The sequence below is a fragment of the Streptomyces sp. NPDC002076 genome, from assembly GCF_053593835.1.
Map to the genome: position 1 here is coordinate 1 of NZ_JBSFDI010000031.1, position 21,173 is coordinate 21,173.

At 73.3% G+C, this 21,173-nt stretch carries 1 protein-coding gene; it reads right to left on the bottom strand.

The genetic code is table 11. The features are described from left to right. On the bottom strand, positions 1 to 21,155 hold a 21,155-nt coding region (locus ACWCQS_RS41035; RefSeq protein ID WP_451009229.1), incomplete at its 3' end, for an SDR family NAD(P)-dependent oxidoreductase. Positions 21,156 to 21,173 lie beyond the last annotated feature (18 nt).

Sequence of the window (21,173 nt, forward strand, 5' to 3'; positions counted from 1 at the left end):
CAGACAACCTCGGCACCCAACGCCTCCAACTCCGCCGTCAATTCGGCGGCTCCGGGCGCCTCGGCACCCCGGCGACCGACCAGCAACAGATGACGCACACCCCGCTCAGCCACCAGATGCCGCGCGAACACCCCACCCAACTGACCACCAGCACCCGTCACCAACACCGTGCCCGTCGAAGACCATTCGACAACCGGCACCTCCGCCGGCGTCTCGGTCCGGACCAGCCGCGGCGCGCGCACACCCCGCGCATCGACCGACAGCTCGGGCTCCGGCACGGACAGCCACGCCGGATCGATCCCGGACACCGACTCATCCACATCCAGCAGCACGAACCGGCCCGGATTCTCCGACTGCGCCGACCGCACCAGACCACGCACCGCCGCACCCGCAAGACCACGCGTGACGACCACCAGACGCGACCCGGCGAACCGCTCCCCGGCCAGCCAGCCCTGCACCACAGCCAGCGCCCGCCGCACCGCCTCACGCACCACCCCGGCAGACACCACCCCACCACACGGCGTCAGCCCGTCCACCACCACCGTCCCCGGCACCACATCGAGCGCATCCAGGTCCTGGTGGTCGACCAGGGTCCATCCGCCGTCCGGCTCGGCACCCGACGGCACCGTGACCGGCGTCCACTCGACGCGGAAGAGGGACTCCGCCGCACCGTCCCCGGAGGCACGCAGCTGTTCCGGGGACACCGAGCGGAGGGCGAGGGAGTCGACCGAGGCCACCGGTGTCCCGGTCGTGTCGGCGAGTTGCAGGGTCACGGCATCCTGGCCGGCACGGCCGAGTCGTACCCGGACTGCGGTGGCGCCGACGGCGTGCAACGTCACACCCGACCACGAAAACGGCAACCGCCCCTGACCGGTGTCCGCCACCAGACCACCCAGCCCGATCGCATGCAACACCGCATCCAGAACAGCCGGATGCACACCAAAACCATCGGCCGCACCCCCACCGCCCTCCGGCAGGCTCACCTCCGCGAACACCTCGTCACCACGCCGCCACACCGCCCGCAGCCCCTGGAACACAGGACCGTAGACAAACCCCGAAGCCGCCAGCGACTCATACAGACCGGCCACCTCGACCGACTCCGCACCCCGAGGCGGCCACACCCCCAGATCAACCGGGAACACCTCACCCGCACCCTCCGCCAGCACACCCGTGGCATGCCGCACCCACGGCTCCTCCGCCGCGGTGCCTTCCGCTCGTGAATGGAGCGTCAGCGGGCGGCGGCCGTCGCCGTCATCGGCACCGACGGAGAGACGCAGCTGCACTCCGCCCTGTTCGGGCAGGACGAGCGGCGCCTGCAGAGTCAGCTCCTCGACGTGCCCACGGCCGACCTGTTCGCCGGCATGCAGTGCCATTTCGACGAACGCCGTGCCGGGCAGCAGCACCGCACCCATGACCGCGTGATCGGCCAGCCACGGCTGCGTCTCCACCGACAACCGGCCGGTGAACAGGAAGCCGTCCGTGTCGGGCAGTTCAACGGCGGCACCCAGCAGCGGATGATCGGCGGTCTCGAGACCCAGCCCGGCCGCGTCGGCGGGACCGCCCGCCGGGGCGGCCGAGTCCAGCCAGTACCACTGCCGCTGGAACGGGTAAGTGGGCAGTTCCACACGGCTGGCGTCGGTGGCGGCGAAGAAGGCCCGCCAGTCCAGTGGCACACCGCGGACGAACGCCATGGCCAGCGCGGACACCGGCGTCTCCGTCTCGGGACGTCCCTTGCGCAGCACGGGTGCGAACGCGCGGTCCTCGCCCGTGACGCACTCCTGGCCCATTGCCGACAGCACCCCGTCCGGGCCGAGTTCGAGGAATGTGGTGACACCCTCGGCCTCCAAGGCGCGTACGCCGTCGTGGAAGCGGACCGCCTCGCGCACGTGCCGCACCCAGAACTCCGGCTCGGTGATGTCCTCGGTGGTCACCACAGTGCCGGTCAGGTTCGACACGACCGCGATGCGCGCAGGGGCGTAGGACAGTCCCTCGGCGACCTTCCGGAAGTCGGCCAGCATCGGGTCCATGTGCGGGGAGTGGAAGGCGTGACTGACCGTCAGCCGCCTCGTCTTGCGCCCCTGCTCCTCGAAGGAAGCGGCGATGTCCAGTACGGCGTCCTCGTCACCGGCCACGACCACGGAGGCGGGGCCGTTGACCGCGGCGATGCTCACGGCGTCCGTCAGGAACGGCGCCACCTCGTCCTCGGTGGCCTGGACGGCCACCATCGCACCACCGGACGGCAGCTCCTGCATCAGCCGCCCGCGCGCCGCGACCAGCGTGCACGCGTCCTCCAGCGACAGCACACCCGCACAATGCGCGGCAGCGATCTCACCGATCGAATGACCGGAGACGAAGTCCGGCCTGATACCCCATGATTCGAGCAGCCGGAACAGCGCCACCTCGACCGCGAACAACGCGGGCTGCGTATACGCCGTCTGGTCGATCAGCTGAGCGTCATCGCCGAACACCGCTTCCTGCAGCGGCAGTTCGAACCGAGCGAAGACCTCGTCCAGCGCCTCGGCGAACACGGGGTAGGCGGCGTACAGCTCCCGGCCCATCCCCAGCCGCTGGCTGCCCTGACCGGTGAACAGGAAGGCCAGCTTGCCCGTGGTGGCCGTGGCGCGCACCAGGCCCGTGGCCGTCCCGTCCTCGGCGAGAGCCGTCAGGCCGGCGAGGAGGGTGTCCCGGTCGGTGCCGACGACCGCCGCGCGGTGGTCGAAGGCCGCCCGTCCGGTGGCCAGCGAGTAGCCGACGTCTACGGGCGAGAGGTCCGGGTCGGCCGCCATGCGGTCCCTCAGCCGCTGGGCCTGGGCGTGCAGCGCGTCGGCGGTCTTGGCGGTGAGTACCAGGGGTGTGGCCCGCGGTGCCGGCTCCGTCCGGACGGCAGGTGCCGGCTCGTCGGAGGGCGCCTGTTCGAGGATGGTGTGGGCGTTGGTGCCGCTGATACCGAAGGACGAGACCGCCGCCCGGCGGGGACGGCCGGTCTCCGGCCACTCCCGCGCCTCGGTCAGCAGCTCCACCGCACCCGCCGACCAGTCCACGTGCGGGGACGGCTCGTCCACGTGCAGGGTCCGCGGCAGCACACCGTGCCGCATCGCCATCACCATCTTGATGATCCCGGCGACACCGGCCGCGGCCTGCGTGTGACCGATGTTCGACTTCACCGACCCCAGCCACAACGGCGTGTCCTCGGCCCGGGCCTTGCCGTAGGTGGCCAGCAGCGCCTGCGCCTCGATCGGGTCGCCCAGCGTCGTACCCGTACCATGCGCCTCCACCACGTCGATCTGGTCGCCGGCCAGGCCCGCGCCCGCCAGTGCCTGCCGGATGACGCGCTGCTGGGACGGGCCGTTCGGCGCGGTGAGGCCGTTGCTCGCGCCGTCCTGATTGATGGCGCTGCCGCGTACGACGGCGAGGACCGGGTGGCCGTTCCTGCGGGCGTCGGAGAGCCGTTCCACGAGCAGCATGCCTGCGCCCTCCGACCAGCTGGTCCCGTCGGCGGCCGCCGCGAACGACTTGATGCGACCGTCGGCCGCGAGCCCGCGCTGGCGGCTGAACTCGGTGAAGGTGCCGGGAGTGGACATGACCGTCACACCGCCCGCGAGCGCCATCGAGCACTCGCCGCTGCGCAGCGCCTGGATCGCCCAGTGCAGGGCGACGAGCGACGACGAGCAGGCAGTGTCGACGGTTACCGCCGGGCCCTCGAGGCCGAAGGCGTAGGCGACGCGGCCGGAGGCGATGCTGCCGGAGTTGCCGGTGCCGAGGTAGCCCTCGACGCCGTCGGGCACAGAGGTGATCCGGGTGGCGTAGTCGTGGTACATGATGCCCGCGAAGACACCCGTCCGGCTGCCACGCATCGTGGCCGGATCGATCCCGGCGCGTTCGAACGCCTCCCAGGTGGTTTCCAGCAGCAGCCGCTGCTGCGGGTCCATCGCCACCGCCTCGCGCGGGCTGATGCCGAAGAACGCCGGGTCGAACTCGCCCGCGTCGTGCAGGAATCCGCCCTCGCGGGTATAGCTGGTTCCCTTGCCGTCCGGGTCCGGGTCGTACAGCGCCGCCAGGTCCCAGCCACGTCCCTGCGGGAACTCGCTGATGGCGTCGACGCCGCCCAGGACCAGGTTCCACAGGTCCTCCGGGGTCTGCACGCCGCCGGGGTAGCGGCAGCTCATGCCGACGATCGCTATCGGGTCGTCGTCGGTGATCGGGCCGGTGATGCCGCTCTCGGCCTGTTCGGCGTCGGTTGCGCCGCCCAGGAGCTCGGAGCGCAGGTACTCGGCCAGGGCGAGCGGAGTCGGGTGGTCGAAGACGAGGGTGGCGGGCAGCCGCTGCCCGATGGCCGTGCCGAGCCGGTTGCGCAGCTCGACGGAGGTCAGCGAGTCGAAGCCGAGTTCCTTGAAGGCCCGGCCGGCCTCGATCGTGTCCGGTGAGGGGTGTCCGAGGACCGCCGCCACTTGGCCGCGCACCAGTTCCAGCAAGGCCGCCTGCTGCTCCTCGGTGGGGCGTCCGGTGAGCTGCTGCGCCAGTTCGCCCGCGGCGGCCGTGTCCGCGGCCGCGGCCGTACGTCGGACCGGTACCCGCACCAGGCCGCGCAGCAGCGTCGGCAGCATCCCGGTGCTCGCCTGCGCCCGCAGCGCCGCCGGGTCCAGGGGGACGGGCACCAGCAGGGCGTCGGCGGCCTGTTGGGCGGACCGGCCGACCGCGCGGTCGAAGAGGGCAAGGCCCGTGTCGACGGTGAGTGCGGTGATGCCGCCCCGCTGGATGCGTTCGCGGTCGGTGCGGGCGAGTGCGCCGCCCATGCCGTCCGCGGTGTCCCACAGACCCCACGCCAGCGACACCGCCGGCAGACCCTCGGCCCTGCGATGCTCGGCCAGCGCGTCCAGGAACGCATTCGCCGCCGCGTAGCTGCCCTGACCCGCCGCACCGAACACACCGGCAGCCGAGGAGAACAACACGAACGCCGACAGATCCGCACCCCGGGTCAACTCATGCAGATTCCACGCCGCATCCACCTTCGGACGCAGCACCGCCTCCACACGCTCCGCACTCAGCGAACCGATCACACCATCGTCCAGCACACCCGCCGTATGCACCACACCGGCCAGCGGACGCTCCACCGGCACCGACGCCAGCACCGCCTCCAACGCCACCCGGTCGGCCACATCACACGCCGCCCAGACAACCTCGGCACCCAACCGCTCAAGCTCCGCCGTCAGTTCAGCAGCACCCGGACTCTCAGCACCCCGGCGACCGACCAGCAACAGATGACGCACACCCCGCTCAGCCACCAGATGCCGCGCGAACACCCCACCCAACTGACCACCAGCACCCGTCACCAACACCGTGCCCGTCGAAGACCATTCGACAACCGGCACCTCCGCCGGCGTCTCGGTCCGGGCCAGTCGCGGCACCCGTACCGCACCGTCGCGGATCAGGAGTTGGGGTTCCCCGGTGGCCAGTGCGGTGGTCAGCGCGTGCCAGGAGGTTTCGGTGCCGTCGAGGTCGGCGAGGACGAGCCGGCCGGGGTTCTCGGACTGGGCGGAGCGCACCAGGCCCCACAGCGGGGCGTGCGCCAGGTCCCGCGGGTCCGCATCCGCCACGGGTCCGATAGCTCCGTGGGTGATGAGGACCAGACGCGCGTCGGCGAAGCGGTCGTCGGCGAGCCAGGTCTGCAAGGTGTGCAGCGCGCGGGCGGTGGCGGCCCGTGCCGTCGCGGGGAGGTCCCCGGTGATGCCGGCGGGCAGGTCGAGCAGGACCGTGTGCGGTGTGGGTGCGCCCGCTTCCACAGCCCTGATCAGCGCGGACAGATCGATGTGGCGCTCGGCCCGCTCCGGACCGGCGGGACCGTCGCCGAGTACGGCCCACGGACCGTCGTCCGCCGTGCCGGCGGTGGCCGGTGTCAGCGGTGCCCAGTCGACGCGGAACAGCACGTCGTGGTGGGGGTCGCGAGCCGTGCCGAGCTGCTCCGGGGAGACCGTGCGCAGGGCGAGTCCCTCTACGACGGCGGCCGGGGTGCCGACCGTGTCGGCGATCTCCAGCGTCACCTCGCCGCTGCTCAGGGGCCGCAGCCGTACCCGGAGCGCGTCCGCGCCCGCGGCCGTGGCGGTGACGCCGCGGAAGGAGAACGGCAGCCGACCGGGCTCTCCGGTGCCGGCGGCGTCCAGCCCGAGGGGGTGCAGCGCGGCGTCGAGCAGGGCGGGGTGGAGGACGAACCGGGCGCCTTCGGTGGCGGCGTCCTCGGGGAGGCGCACCTCTGCGAAGACCTCCTCGCCCCGGCGCCATGCGGCTATCAGCCCCCGGAAGACGGGGCCGTAGCCGAATCCGGATGCGGCCAGGCCGTCGTACAGGCCCGTCACCCCGACCGGCTGGGCGCCCTCGGGGGGCCAGACGGAGAGGTCGAACGACGGGGCGGGGCCGCCCTGGGCCAGGACGCCGGTGGCGTGGCGGGACCAGGATTCGCCCGTCGCGTCCTCGGGGCGCGAGTGGAGGGTGAGCGTGCGGTGGCCCGAGCCGTCGGGGTCGCCGAGTGTCAGGCGCAGCTGCACTCCGCCGTGTTCCGGTACGACCAGCGGTGTTTCCAGGGTGAGTTCCTCGACGCGGTCGCATCCGACCTGGTCGCCGGCGCGCAGTGCCAGTTCGACGAAGGCGGTGCCGGGCAGCAGGACCGTGCCCAGGACGGCGTGGTCGGCGAGCCAGGGGTGGGTGCGCAGCGACAGCCGGCCGGTGAGCACCACCGCCCCCGATTCGGGCAGCTCCACCGCGGCGCCCAGCAGCGGGTGGTCGGCGGGGCCCAGGCCGGCCGCCGAGACGTCGCCCTGCGCGGAACCGGCGTCCAGCCAGAACGGCTGCCGCTGGAAGGGATAGGTCGGCAGGTCGGTGCGGTGTGCGCCGCTGCCGTCGAAGAGCGCCGTCCAGTCGGTGGCCGCCCCGCGGGCGAACGCCTGGGCCACGGCCGTGGTCAGCGTCGACGCCTCGGCGCGTCCCTCGCGCAGTGCGGGGACGAACACGGCGTCGTCGTGGGTGAGACAGTCCTGGGCCAGTGCGCACAGCACACCGTCCGGGCCGAGTTCGACGTAGGTGGTGACGCCCTGCGCGTCCAGGGTGCGGACGCTGTCGTGGAAGCGGACCGTCTCGCGAGCGTGCCGTACCCAGAAGTCGGGGCCGCTGATCTCCTCGGCGGAGGCGAGGGCGCCGGTGAGGCCCGGGACGAGCGGGATCCGCGGCGCGCGGTACGACAGCCCCTCGGCGACCTCGCGGAAGGCGTCCAGCATCGGGTCCATGTGCGGGGAGTGGAAGGCGTGGCTGACGGCGAGGCGCTTGGTGCGGCGGTCCTGCCGGTCGAAGGACGCGGCGATGTCCGTGACGGCGTCCTCGTCGCCGGCGATCACCACGGACCGCGGGCCGTTGACGGCGGCCACGCTCACACCCTCGGTGAGGAGGGGCGTGACCTCGTCCTCCGTGGCCTGCACGGCCACCATGGCACCGCCGCCGGGGAGTTCCTGCATCAGCCGGCCGCGCGCGGCGACCAGGGCACAGGCGTCCGCCAGCGACAGCACACCGGCACAGTGCGCCGCCGCCAGGTCGCCGATGGAGTGCCCGGCCAGCACGTCGGGTTCCAGGCCCCACGACCGGACCAGCCGGAACAGTGCCACCTCGACCGCGAACAGCGCGGGCTGGGTGCGGGCGGTCTCGTCCAGCAGGGCCTGGTCGCCGGCGAACAGGACGTCCTTCAGCGGCAGTTCGAAGTGGGCGCATACCTCGTCCAGGGCCTGCCGGAAGACCGGGTAGGCCGCGTAGAGGTCCCGGCCCATGCCGAGCCGCTGGCTGCCCTGGCCGGTGAACAGGAAGGCCACCTTGCCGTCGCCGGCCGCGCCGTGCACCACATGGGTGGTGGTGCCGTCCTCCGCCAGCGCCGTCAGGCCGCGCAGGGCCTCGTCCCGGTCCGCCGCGACGACCACCGCGCGGTGCTCGAAGAGGGCGCGGCCGGTGGCCAGGGAGTAGCCGACGTCGGCGGGTGAGAGGTCCGGACCGGCCGCCATACGGTCCCTGAGCCGCTCGGCCTGGGCGCGCAGTGCGGCAGGGGACTTCGCCGACAGCGGCAGCGGCACCGCCGGCAGCGGTCCGGCGTCGTGCGCCGCGCTGTCGTCCGCGGGCTGCGGGGGCTGCTCGACGATGGCGTGGGCGTTGGTGCCGCTCATGCCGAACGAGGAGACACCGGCGCGGCGCACCCGCCCGGTCTCCGGCCACGGCCTGGCCTCGGTGAGCAGTTCCACGGCGCCCGCCGACCAGTCGACGTGCGGGGTGGGGGCGTCCACGTGCAGCGTCTGCGGCAGGACACCGTGCCGCATCGCCATCACCATCTTGATGATCCCGGCCACGCCGGCGGCGGCCTGGGTGTGGCCGAAGTTGGACTTGACGGAGCCCAGCCACAGCGGGCGGTCGGCGGGGCGGTCCTGGCCGTAGGTGGCCAGCAGCGCCTGGGCCTCGATCGGGTCGCCCAGGGTGGTACCGGTGCCGTGGGCCTCGACCGCGTCGACGTCGGCGGCGGACAGCCCGGCGTTGGCCAGGGCCTGCCGGATGACGCGCTGCTGCGAGGGGCCGTTGGGCGCGGTCAGGCCGTTGCTGGCGCCGTCCTGGTTCACGGCCGTGCCGCGGACGACCGCCAGCACCCGGTGGCCGTTGCGCTCGGCGTCCGAGAGCCGTTCGACGAGGAGCATGCCGACACCCTCGCCCCACGCGGTGCCGTCGGCGGCGGCGGCGAAGGGCTTGCAGCGGCCGTCGGCGGCCAGGCCGCGCTGGCGGCTGAACTCGGTGAACACGTCCGGCGTGGTGATGATGGTGACACCGCCGGCCAGGGCCAGGGTGCATTCGCCGTTGCGCAGTGCCTGAACGGCCAGGTGCAGGGCGACCAGCGACGAGGAGCACGCCGTGTCGACGGTGACCGCCGGTCCCTCGAAACCGAAGGTGTAGGAGACACGGCCGGAGGCGATGCTGCTGGATCCGCCCGTGCCCAGGTAGCCCTCGACGCCTTCGGGCACCGTGTTCAGCCGGGACACGTAGTCGTTGTGCATCTGGCCGACGAACACTCCGACCTGGCCGCCACGCAGCGTCGCCGGGTCGATGCCCGCCCGCTCGAACGCCTCCCAGGAGGTTTCGAGCAGCAGCCGCTGCTGCGGGTCCATCGCCAGCGCCTCACGCGGATTGATCCCGAAGAAGGCGGGGTCGAAGTGGTGGGCGTCGTAGAAGAAGCCGCCTTCGCGGGCGTACGACGTTCCGGCGGTGTCCGGGTCGGGGTCGTAGAGGCCCTCCAGGTCCCAGCCGCGGTCCACGGGCAGGTGGGAGATGCCGTCCCGGCCCTCGGCGAGCAGGGTCCACAGGTCCTCGGGGCTGCGCACGTCGCCGGGGAACCGGCAGCTCATCGCGACGATGGCGATCGGGTCGTCCTGCGCGGCGGCGGTGGCGGCCCGGGTGGGCAGGGCGCTCGCGGCCTCGGCGCCGAGGAGTTCACCGCGCAGCCAGGCACCCAGCGCGGTGGGCGTCGGGTAGTCGAAGACCAGCGTGGCCGGCAGCCGCAGCCCGGCGGCCGCGCCGAGGCGGTTGCGGAATTCCACGCCGGTCAGCGAGTCGAACCCGAGGTCCTTGAACGCCCGGGTGGGCTCGATCGCTTCGGGCGAGGCGTGCCCGAGTACAGCGGCCACCTGGCTGCGCACCAGGTCGAGCAGGGCCTGGTCCCGCTCCGCCTCGGGCAGCCGCAGCAGCCGCTCCTTGAGCGAGGAACCGGCCGTGGTACCGCCGGCCTCGACCGCCCGGCGTGCCGGTGCGCGCACGAGGCCCCGCAGCAGCGCGGGCACGCTGCTCGCGTCGGCGTGTCGCAGCGGCGCGAGATCGAGCCGCATGGGGACCAGCAGGGCGTCACCGGCCCGGTGGGCGGCGTCGAGGAGGGCGAGGCCCTCGTCGTTCGCCAGGCCGAGCACGCCGGAGCGGGTCATGCGGGACTTGTCGGTCTCGTCCAGCTCGCCGGTCATGCCACTCGACTCGGCCCACAGGCCCCAGGCGAGGGAGGTGGCGGGCAGTCCCCGGGCCTGGCGGTGCTGGGCGAGGGCGTCCAGGAAGACGTTGGCGGCCGCGTAGTTGGCCTGCCCGGCCCCGCCGAAGGTGCCGGCGGCCGAGGAGAACAGCACGAACTCCGCAGGCTCCAGCTCACGGGTGAGCTCGTGCAGGTTGACCGCCGCGTCGACCTTGGGCCGCATGACGCGATCGAGCCTTTCCGGGCTCAGCGATCCGACGACACCGTCGTCGAGCACGCCCGCGGTGTGCACCACGGCGGTGAGCGGGTGTGCGGCCGGGATGCCGGCCAGCAGCGCGGACAGCGCGTCACGGTCGGCCGCGTCGCACGCGGCGACGGTGACCTCAGCGCCCAGTTCCGCCAGTTCGGCGGCCAGTTCCGCGGCGCCCGGCGCATCCATGCCGCGCCGGCTGGTCAGGAGCAGGTGACGGGCACCGCGTGCGGTGACCGCGTGCCGGGCGACGAGACCGCCCAGGGTCCCGGTGCCTCCGGTGATCAGCACGGTGCCGTCCGGGTCCCACTCGGCGGGAACGGTCAGAACGACCTTGCCGACGTGCCGCGCCTGACTCAGGTGGCGGAAGGCGTCGGGCGCCCGCCGCAGGTCCCAGGCGGTGATCGGCGGCGGGGTGAGCGCGCCGGCGGCGAACAGCTCCAGCAGCTCGGTGAGCATTTCCTGGATGCGGTCAAGGCCCGCCTCGACGAGGTCGAAGGCCTGGTAGGACACCCCGGGATGGGCGGCGGCCACCTCCTCGGGCGTCCGTACGTCGGTCTTGCCCATCTCGACGAAGCGGCCGCCGCGCGGCAGCAGCCGCAGTGACGCGTCGACGAACTCCCGGGCCAGCGAGTCCAGGACGACGTCGACGCCGCGGCCACCGGTGGCCTCGCGGAACGTCTCCTCGAAGTCCAGGGTGCGGGAAGAGGCGATCCGGTCCTCGGCCAGCCCGAGGCCGCGCAGCGTCTCCCACTTGCCCTCGCTCGCCGTGGCGTACACCTCGACGCCCCAGTGCCGGGCCAGCTGCACGGCGGCCATGCCCACACCGCCCGCGGCGGCGTGCACCAGCAGCGACTCCCCCGGCTGGAGGCCGGCGAGGTCACGCAGAGCGTAGTACGCCGTCATGAAGACGATCGGCACGGCCGCCGCCTCCGCGAACGTCCAGCCCTCGGGCATGGGCGCGATCATCCGCCGGTCGGCCACCACGAGCGGACCGAAGCCACCGGGCAGCATGCCCATGACCCGGTCGCCGGGGGCGAGATCGGTGACTCCGGGGCCGGTCTCCACGACGACACCGGCGCCCTCGCTGCCCATCAGGCCGGCGTCACCCGGGTACATGCCGAGGGCGTTGAGCACATCGCGGAAGTTCAGGCCGGCCGCCCGGACCGCGACCCGGACCTCGCCCGGACGCAGCGGCCCGGACGCCTCCGGACACGGGACGAACGTCAGGTTCTCCAGGGTGCCCTTGTCCCGGATGTCCATCCGCCAGGCGGGCACCCCGGCAGGGGGCACCAGGTTTCCGCCGGACGCCACCCTCGCCAGCCGTGGTGCGTGGACCGTGCCGCGCCGCACCGCGAACTGCGGCTCGCCGGACGCGAGGGCGCCGGGCAGCGCCTCGTACGATCCCGCCTCGGTGTCGAGGTCCGCCAGGACGAAGCGGTCGGGATTCTCCGACTGCGCCGAGCGGACCAGACCCCACACCGGGGCGTGCGCCACGTCCCGCACGCCGGCGTCGGACTGCGTCGCCACCGCCCCGTGGGTCACGAACACCAGGCGGGACGAGGCGAACCGCTCGTCCTCGAGCCACGCCTGGACCAGGCTCAGCGTCTCATGGGTGGTCCGGCGCGCGGCACCGGCCGTGTCATCGGCGGCGGATCCGCCCATGGGCACGAGGACGTACTCGGCAACGGCGGTGCCCGCGTCGGCCACCGCCCGCAGCGCGGTCAGGTCCGCGTAAGCGGCGTACGGCAGCGGCAGCGCGGAGTCGCCGAGTACGGCACAGTGCTCCGTGGCTTCGGGCGCCGCCTCGGGCAGCGGCACCGTGGCCCAGTCCAGGCGGAAGAGCGACTCGTGGTGCCCGGAGCGGGCACCGGCCAGCTGGTCGGCGGAGACCGGGCGCAGGGTCAGGCCGGCGACGGAGGCCACCGGCTCGCCGTTCATGTCCGCCAGTTCCAGCGTCACCGCGTCGGCGCCCGCCGGGGCGAGCCGGACCCGCAGCGCGCCCGCGCCGACGGCATGGAGGGACACGTCCCGCCAGGAGAACGGGAGACGGCCCTGTCCGTCGCCGCCGTCCTGCACGAAGGTGGCGTGCAGCGCGGCGTCGAGCAGTGCCGGGTGCAGGCCGAACAGTCCGGCGTCGGACTGCCGGTCCTCCGGCAGCCGGACCTCGGCGAAGACCTCGTCCCCGCGCCGCCAGGCCGCCCGCAGCCCCTGGAAGACCGGCCCGTAGCCGAATCCGCCTGCGGAGAGGTGTTCGTACAGGCCCGTGACGTCGACGGCTTCGGCGCCCGCCGGAGGCCATGCGGAAAGGTCGACGGAGGACCGCTGGGCGCCGGAGACGGCCAGCAGGCCGCCGGCGTGGCGCGTCCACGGCTGGTCCGCCGGCGCGTCCTGCGGCCGCGCGTACAGGTCCACCGGCCGTCGTCCGTCGTCGTCCGGCGCGCCGACCACCAGCTGCAGCTGTACGGCACCCCGCTCGGGCAGCACCAGCGGCGCCTCCAGCGTCAGCTCCTCCAGCCGGTCACAGCCGACCTGGTCCCCCGCCCGGACCGCCAGCTCCACGAACGCCGTACCCGGCAGCACCACCGCACCCATCACCGCGTGATCCGCCAGCCACGGCTGCGTGTCCAGGGACAACCGACCCGTGAACAACAACCCGTCGGAATCGGCCAGCGCCACCGCCGCACCCAGCAACGGATGCCCGGCCGCCTCCAACCCGGCCGACACCACATCACCCACCCAGCCCGCCGGCGCCTCCAACCAGAAACGCCGGTGCTGGAAGGCATACGTGGGCAGATCGACGCGTCGGGCGCCGGTGCCGGCGTAGTAGGCCTGCCAGTCCACCGCGATGCCCCGGGAGTGGGCCTGCCCGAGAACCGTGGTCAGGGTCTCCGGCTCCGGACGGCCCGCACGGAGCACCGCAACGAAGGCGTGGTCCTCGCCGGTGACGCAGTCCTGCGCCATCGCCGAGAGCACACCGTCGGGGCCGAGCTCGATGAACGTGGTGACGTTCTGGGCCTCGAGCGTGCCGATGCCGTCGTGGAAACGGACCGCCTCACGCACATGACGGACCCAGAAGCCGGGGTCGGTGATCTCCTCGGCGATCGCGAGAGCGCCGGTGAGGTTCGAGACGAGCGGAATACGGGGGGCCTCGTACGACAGACCCTCCGCGACCTCGCGGAAGGCCTCCAGCATCCCGTCCATGTGCGGGGAGTGAAAGGCGTGACTGACCGTCAGGCGCTTCGTCTTGCGGCCCTGCTCCTCGAAGCGGGCGGCGATCTCCAGTACGGCGTCCTCGTCACCCGCGACCACCACGGAGGCCGGACCGTTGACGGCCGCGATGCTCACGGCGTCGGTCAGGTACGGGGTGACCTCGTCCTCGGCGGCCTGGACGGCCACCATCGCACCACCGGCGGGCAGCTCCTGCATCAGCCGGCCACGCGCCGCGACCAGCGTGCACGCGTCCTCCAGCGACAGCACACCCGCACAATGCGCCGCCGCGATCTCACCGATGGAGTGACCGGATACGAAGTCCGGCCGGATGCCCCACGATTCGAGGAGGCGGAACAGCGCCACCTCGATCGCGAACAGGGCGGGCTGCGTGTAAGCCGTCCAGTCGATCAGCTGAGCGTCATCGCCGAACACCGCCTCACGCAGCGGCAGTTCGAACCGAGCAAAAACCTCGTCCAAGGCCTCGGCGAACACGGGATAGGCGTCGTACAGCTCCCGGCCCATCCCCAGCCGCTGGCTGCCCTGCCCGGTGAACAAGAACGCCGACTTGCCGCCGGCAGGGATGCCCTGCACGAGTCCGGTCGCGCCGCGCCCCTCGGCCAGCGCCTCAAGCCCCGCCAGCAGACCGTCACGGCCACCCGCCACGACCACCGCACGCCGCTCCAGAGCAGCCCGCGTCGTCGCCAACGAATACGCCACATCAACCGGTTCAAGACCACTGTCCTCGGCGACACGGTCAAGCAACCGCCGCGCCTGCGCCCGCAGCGCCTCCTCGGTCCGGCCCGACAGCACCCACGGCACCACCGGCAGCGGTACGAGGGCGTCCTGTGTCCGCTGGGCGGTGTCCGCCTCGGAAGGCTGCTCGATGATCGCGTGGGCGTTGGTACCGCTCACGCCGAAGGAGGAGACCGCGGCCCGGCGGGCCCGGTCGTTCTCCGGCCATTCCCGGCTCTCGGTCAGCAGCTCCACGGCGCCCGCCGACCACTCCACGTGAGTCGAAGGGGTGGCCACGTGCAGGGTCCGCGGCAGGACGCCGTGCCGCATCGCCATGACCATCTTGATGATGCCGGCGACACCCGCGGCGGCCTGGGTGTGGCCCAGGTTGGACTTGATGGAACCGAGCCACAGCGGCCGGTCCTCGGGACGCTCCTGCCCGTAGGTGGCGAGCAGTGCCTGCGCCTCGATCGGGTCGCCCAGGGTCGTACCGGTGCCGTGCGCCTCCACCGCGTCGACCTCCGCGGCCGACAGCCGGGCGTTGGCCAGCGCCTGCCGGATGACGCGCTGCTGGGACGGGCCGTTGGGCGCGGTCAGGCCGTTGCTCGCACCGTCCTGGTTCACCGCCGTACCGCGAACGATCGCGAGCACGGGGTGGCCGTTGCGGCGGGCGTCGGAGAGCCGCTCGACGAGGAGCATGCCGGCGCCCTCCGACCAGCCGGTGCCGTCGGCGTCGTCGGAGAAGGACTTGCAGCGGCCGTCGGACGCGAGGCCGCGCTGGCGGCTGAAGTCGACGAACGTGTCGGGCGCGGCCATGACGGTGACGCCGCCGGCCAGGGCGAGCGTGCACTCGCCGGTGCGCAGCGCCTGCGCGGCCAGGTGCAGGGCGACCAGCGACGAGGAGCAGGCCGTGTCGATGGTGACCGCGGGACCTTCCAGGCCGAGGGTGTAGGCGACTCGCCCGGAGGCGACGCTGCCCGCGGTGCCGGTGCCCAGATAGCCCTCCAGCCCCGCCGGTACGGCGGGCAGGCGGGTGAGGTAGTCGTGGTACATCACGCCGGCGAAGACACCGGTCCGGCTGCCGCGCACCGAGGCCGGGTCGATCCCGGCCCGCTCGAAGGCCTCCCAGGCGGTCTCCAGCAGCAGCCGCTGCTGCGGATCCATGGCGAGGGCTTCCCGCGGGTTGATACCGAAGAAGTCCGGATCGAAGTCGGCGGCGTTGTGCAGGAAGCCGCCCTCACGGGTGTAGCTGGTGCCCGCGCGTTCCGGGTCGTCGCTGTAGAGCGCGTCGAGGTCCCAGCCGCGGTCGGTGGGGAACGCGGAGACGGCGTCACCGCCGTCCAGGACCAGCCGCCACAGGTCTTCGGGCGTGCTGACGCCACCGGGGTAACGGCAGCTCATGCCGACGATCACGATCGGGTCGTCGTCCGCGGCGGTGGCCACCGCCGCACCGCGGGCCGCGCTGTCGGCGTCCGGGCCGAGGATCTCGGTGCGCAGGAAGGAGGCGAGGGCGACGGGCGTCGGGTAGTCGAAGACCAGGGTGGCCGGCAGGCGGACGCCGGTGGCCGTGCCGAGCCGGTTGCGCAGCTCCACCGCCGTCAGCGAGTCGAAGCCGAGCTCCTTGAACGCCCGGCTCGCATCGACCGCTTCCGGCCCCGGGTATCCCAGGACGGCGGCGACCTGGGCGCACACCAGGTCGGTCAGCAGGCGGTCGCGTTCTGTGGGGGCGAGGGCGAGCAGCCGCTCCGTGAGCCCGCCGACGGCGGTGGCGCCCGTGGCGCTCACGACGCGACGCGCCGGGGTGCGGACCAGGCCGCGCAGCATGGCGGGCACGGCCGCGGGGTCGGCGTCGCGCAGGGAGGCCAGGTCCAGATGCATCGGTACGAGCGACGCTTCGCCCACCGCGAGGGCGGTGTCGAGCAGTGCCAGGCCCTCGTCGGAGGAGAGTGCGGCGACACCGGCACGGGTGATGCGCTGCAGGTCGGTGTCGTCGAGGCCGCTGGTCATGCCGCTGCGTTCGGCCCACAGGCCCCAGGCGAGGGCGGTCGCCGGGCGGCCCTCGGCGCGGCGGCGCTGGGCAAGGGCGTCGAGGAAGGCGTTGGCGGCCGCGTAGTTGCTTTGGCCGGGGCCGCCGAGGGTGCCCGCGGCGGCGGAGAACAGCACGAACGCCGACAGGTCCAGGTCGCGGGTGAGGTCGTGCAGGTTGAGCGCCGCGTCGACCTTGGCGGGCAGGACCCGGTCGATGCGGTCCGGGGTGAGGGAGTCGACGACGCCGTCGTCGAGCACGCCGGCGGTGTGCACGACGGCCGTCAGCGGGTGGTCGGCGGGGACGCCGGCCAGCAGCTCCGCCAGGGCGGTGCGGTCGGCCGCGTCGCAGGCGGCCAGCGTGACCTCGGCGCCCAGTTCCCGCAGCCCGGCCACGAGGTCCGCGGCACCCTCGGCGTCGGGGCCGCGGCGGCTGGTCAGCAGCAGGTGCCGTACGCCGTGTCCGGTGACGAGGTGGCGGGCGACGAGGGCGCCGAGGGTGCCGGTGGCGCCGGTCACCAGTGCGGTGCCGTCCGGGTCCAGGGCGGGGGCGATGTGCGCGGGGTCGGCGGCGACCCGGGCGAGCCGTGGCACCGTCACGGACCCGTCCCTCAGGGCCAGTTGGGGTTCTCCCATGGCCAGGGCGGAGGGCAGGGCCAGTCGGGACGCTTCCGTGTCGTCGAGGTCGACGAGTACGAAGCGGTCCGGGTGCTCGGACTGGGCCGAGCGCAGCAGGCCCCACAGCGGTGCGTGCGCGAGGTCGGGCACGTCGCTGCCGGGCTGGGCGGCGATCGCGCCGCGGGTGACGAAGACCAGTCGGGAGTCGGTGAAGCGGTCGTCGGCGAGCCACGTCTGCACCAGGTCGAGGGCGCGGTGCAGCGCAGCGCGGACCGCGGCCGGCAGCGACTCGGGGGCGGCGGGCACCGGTTCGGTGGTGTCGGTCGTGAAGGGCACCACGACGGCCTCGGGCAGCGGCGCCCCGGCGTCCAGGGCCCGGCCGAGCGCGGTCAGGCCCGGGTGGGTGACGGCGGTCGGCAGCGCCTGGGCGAGCCCGGCGAGGAGTCCGTTGCCGGTGTCGGCGTCCGTGCCGGGCGCGGAGCCGCCGGTGTGGAGCAGCGCCCACTGGCCGGCTGCCACGGTTGTCGTGGTGGGCAGCCGCGCGTCGCTCCACTCTGCGCGGAACAGCGCGTCGTGGAAGGTGCCGCGCGCGGCGTGGGAGCGGACCTGGTCGGGCGAGACGGGGCGCAGCAGCAGCGAGTCGATGGAGGCCACCGGAGTGCCGCTGTCGTCGGCGAGGGTGACGGCGACGGTGTCGCGTCCGGCCGGCGACAGGCGGACGCGCAGGGACGCAGCCCCCACCGCATGAAGGCGGATGCCGCCCCAGGAGAAGGGCAGCCTGCCGTGTTCGGTCTCCGTCAGCAGGCTGCCGATGCCGACGGCGTGCAGGGCGGCGTCCAGCAGGGCCGGGTGGATACCGAACAGCGCGGCGTCCTGCCGGGCCTGCTCGGGAAGACCGACCTCGGCGAAGACCTCGTCGCCGCTCTGCCAGGCGGCCTTCAGGCCCTGGAAGACCGGCCCGTAGGCGAATCCGGAGTCGGTGAGGTGGTCGTAGAGTCCGTCGATCTGCACCTCGGTGGCGCCGCTCGGGGGCCACTGGGCGAGGTCGTCGGGGGCGGCCGGGGTGTCCTGGGTGAGCACACCGGTGGCGTGCCGGGTCCAGGTGGTCTCGGCCCAGGGGTCGTCGCCATCCTCCGGCCGCGAGTGCAGGGTCAGCCGGCGGCGGCCGGTCTCGTCCGGCGCCCCGACCGCGAGCTGCAGCTGGACGCCGCCGTGTGGCGGCAGCACCAGGGGGGCTTCGAGGGTGAGTTCCTCCAGCAGGTCGCAGCCCACGTGGTCGCCGGCGCGCAGCGCGAGCTCCACGAAGGCGGTTCCCGGGAGCAGCACGGTGTCCATGACGGCGTGGTCGGCCAGCCAGGGGTGGGTGCGCAGCGAGAGGCGGCCGGTGAACAGCAGCCCGTCGGCGTCGGCGAGGGCGACCGTCGCGCCGAGCAGCGGATGGTCGGCGGCGCCGAGTCCGGCGGAGGTGACGTCGCCCACCCAGGAGGCCGGCGGTTCCGGCCAGTACAGCTCGCGCTGGAAGGCGTACGTGGGCAGGTCGACGCGCCGGGCGCCGCGACCGGCGAAGACCGCGGCCCAGTCCACGCGCGTGCCCCGGACGTGTGCCTCGGCCACGGCGGTCGCCAGCGCCTGCGGCTCGGGGCGGTCCTTGCGCAGGGTGGGGGCGAAGGCGGCGCCCTCACGCGTCACGCAGTCCTGTGCCATGGCGGTCAGCACACCGCCCGGCCCGAGCTCCAGGTAGACGGTGACGTCCTGCTCCTCCAGGTACCGCACGCCGTCGAGGAAGCGGACCGCCTCGCGCACGTGCCGCACCCAGTAATCGGGCGCGCACATCTCCTCGGCGGACAGCGAGGCACCGATGAGGTTGGAGACGACCGGAATGACCGGGGGATGGAACGTGACACGCTCCGCGACCTCGCGGAACGCCTCCAGCATGCCGTCCATGTGCGGCGAGTGGAACGCGTGGCTGACCGTCAGGCGACGAGTCTTGCGCCCCTGCGCCTCGAAGCGGGCGGCGATCTCCAGTACGGCGTCCTCGTCACCGGCGACCACCACCGAGGCGGGGCCGTTGACGGCCGCGATGCTCACCCGGTCGGTCAGGTACGGGGTGACCTCATCCTCGGCCGCCTGCACCGCCACCATCGCACCACCGGACGGCAACTCCTGCATCAAACGGCCACGCGCCGCCACCAGCGTGCACGCGTCCTCCAGCGACAGCACACCCGCACAATGCGCCGCAGCGATCTCACCGATCGAATGACCGGAGACGAAGTCCGGCCTGACGCCCCACGATTCGAGGAGCCGGAACAGCGCCACCCCGATCGCGAACAGGGCGGGCTGCGTGTACGCCGTCTGGTCCAGGGTTCCGGGCTCATCGCCGAACATCGCATCGCGCAGCGGCAGTTCGAACCACGCGAGAACCTCGTCCAGGGCCTCGGCGAACGCCGGATACGTCTCGTACAGCTCACGGCCCATGCCCGCGCGCTGGCTGCCCTGACCCGAGAACAGGAACGCCACCTTGCCCTCGTCGGTGACGCCCTGGACGGCACCGGGCGGCGTGTCACCGGCGGCCAGGGTGCTCAGGTCACGCAGGAGGGCCTCGCGGTTCTCGCTGAAGAGGACCGTGCGATGGTCGAGGGCGGCGCGGGTGGTCGCGAGCGAGTGGCCGAGGTCCAGCAGGTCCAGCCCGGTGTCGTCCGCCGCGCGCCGGTGGAGCCGTTCGGCCTGGGCGGGCAGCGCCTCGGCACTGCGGGCGGACAGCAGCAGCGGCAGGGGCTGCCGGCGGGCGCCGGGCGCGGACGGCGCGCCGGCCGTGGCGGTGTCCTCGACGGCGTCTGTGGAGGCGTTCCCGACGGCGCCGGCCGCGGTGTCCTCGACGGGTGCCTGCTCGATGACGGTGTGCGCGTTGGTGCCGCTGACGCCGAAGGAGGAGACGCCAGCGCGGCGCGGCTGGCCGGTCTGCGGCCACGGCTGTGCCTCGGTCAGCAGCGCGACCTGTCCGGCCGTCCAGTCGACGTTGGCGGACGGCTGGTCGACGTGCAGGGTCGGCGGGAGCACTCCGTGCTCGATCGCCTTCACCATCTTGATGATTCCGGCGACGCCGGCGGCGGCCTGGGTGTGGCCGATGTTGGACTTGATCGAGCCCAGCCACAGCGGCCGGCCCTCGGGCCGGTTCTGTCCGTAGGTGGCGATCAGGGCCTGGGCCTCGATCGGGTCGCCCAGGGTGGTGCCCGTGCCGTGTGCCTCGACCGCGTCGACCTGGGCGGGGGTCAGCCCGGCGTTGGTCAGCGCCTGGCGGATGACGCGCTGCTGGGACGGACCGTTGGGTGCGGTCAGTCCGTTGCTCGCGCCGTCCTGGTTGATCGCCGATCCGCGGACCACCGCCAGCACGGGGTGGCCGTTCTTCCGGGCGTCCGAGAGCCGCTCCACCAGGAGTACGCCGACGCCCTCGCCCCAGCCGGTGCCGTCGGCGCCCTCGGCGAACGGCTTGCAGCGTCCGTCGGGGGCGAGGCCGCGCTGCCGGCTGAACTGGACGAACGAGCGGGGGCTGGCCATGACGGTCACGCCACCGGTCACGGCGAGGGTGCACTCGCCGTTGCGCAGCGCCTGGACGGCCAGGTGCAGGGCGACGAGCGAGGCGGAGCAGGCGGTGTCGACGGTGACCGCCGGGCCTTCCAGGCCGAAGGTGTAGGACAGCCGGCCGGAGACGACGCTGGCCGCGTTGCCCGTCATCAGGTAGCCCTCGACGCCCTTGGGCACCTGCTGCAGGATCTCCGGGTACGTCTGGCCGTTGGTGCCGATGAACACGCCGGCCCGGCTGCCGCGCAGGGTCCCCGGGTCGATCCCGGCCCGCTCGAACGCCTCCCAGGCGGTCTCCAGCAGCAATCGCTGCTGCGGGTCCATGCCCAGGGTCTCGCGCGGGCTGATGCCGAAGAACGCCGCGTCGAAACGTCCGGCGTCGGTGAGGAAACCGCCCTCACGGGTGTAGCTGGTGCCCTGCTGGTCGGGATCCTCGTCGTAGAGCGACTCGATGTCCCAGCCGCGGTCGGTCGGGAACCCGGATATCGCGTCGCCGCCGGAGGCCACGAGCTGCCACAGGTCCTCCGGAGACTCGACGCCTCCGGGGAACCTGCAGCTCATGGCAACGATCGCAATCGGCTCGGGTTCCCGCGACTCGACCTCGCGAAGGCGTTGCCGTGTCTGGTGCAGATCGGCCGTTACCCGCTTGAGGTAGTCGAGGATCTTGTCCTGATCCGCATCCGCCATTGGAAAAACCTCACCCATGCTTCTCGTCACGAACGACGCGCTGCCAGT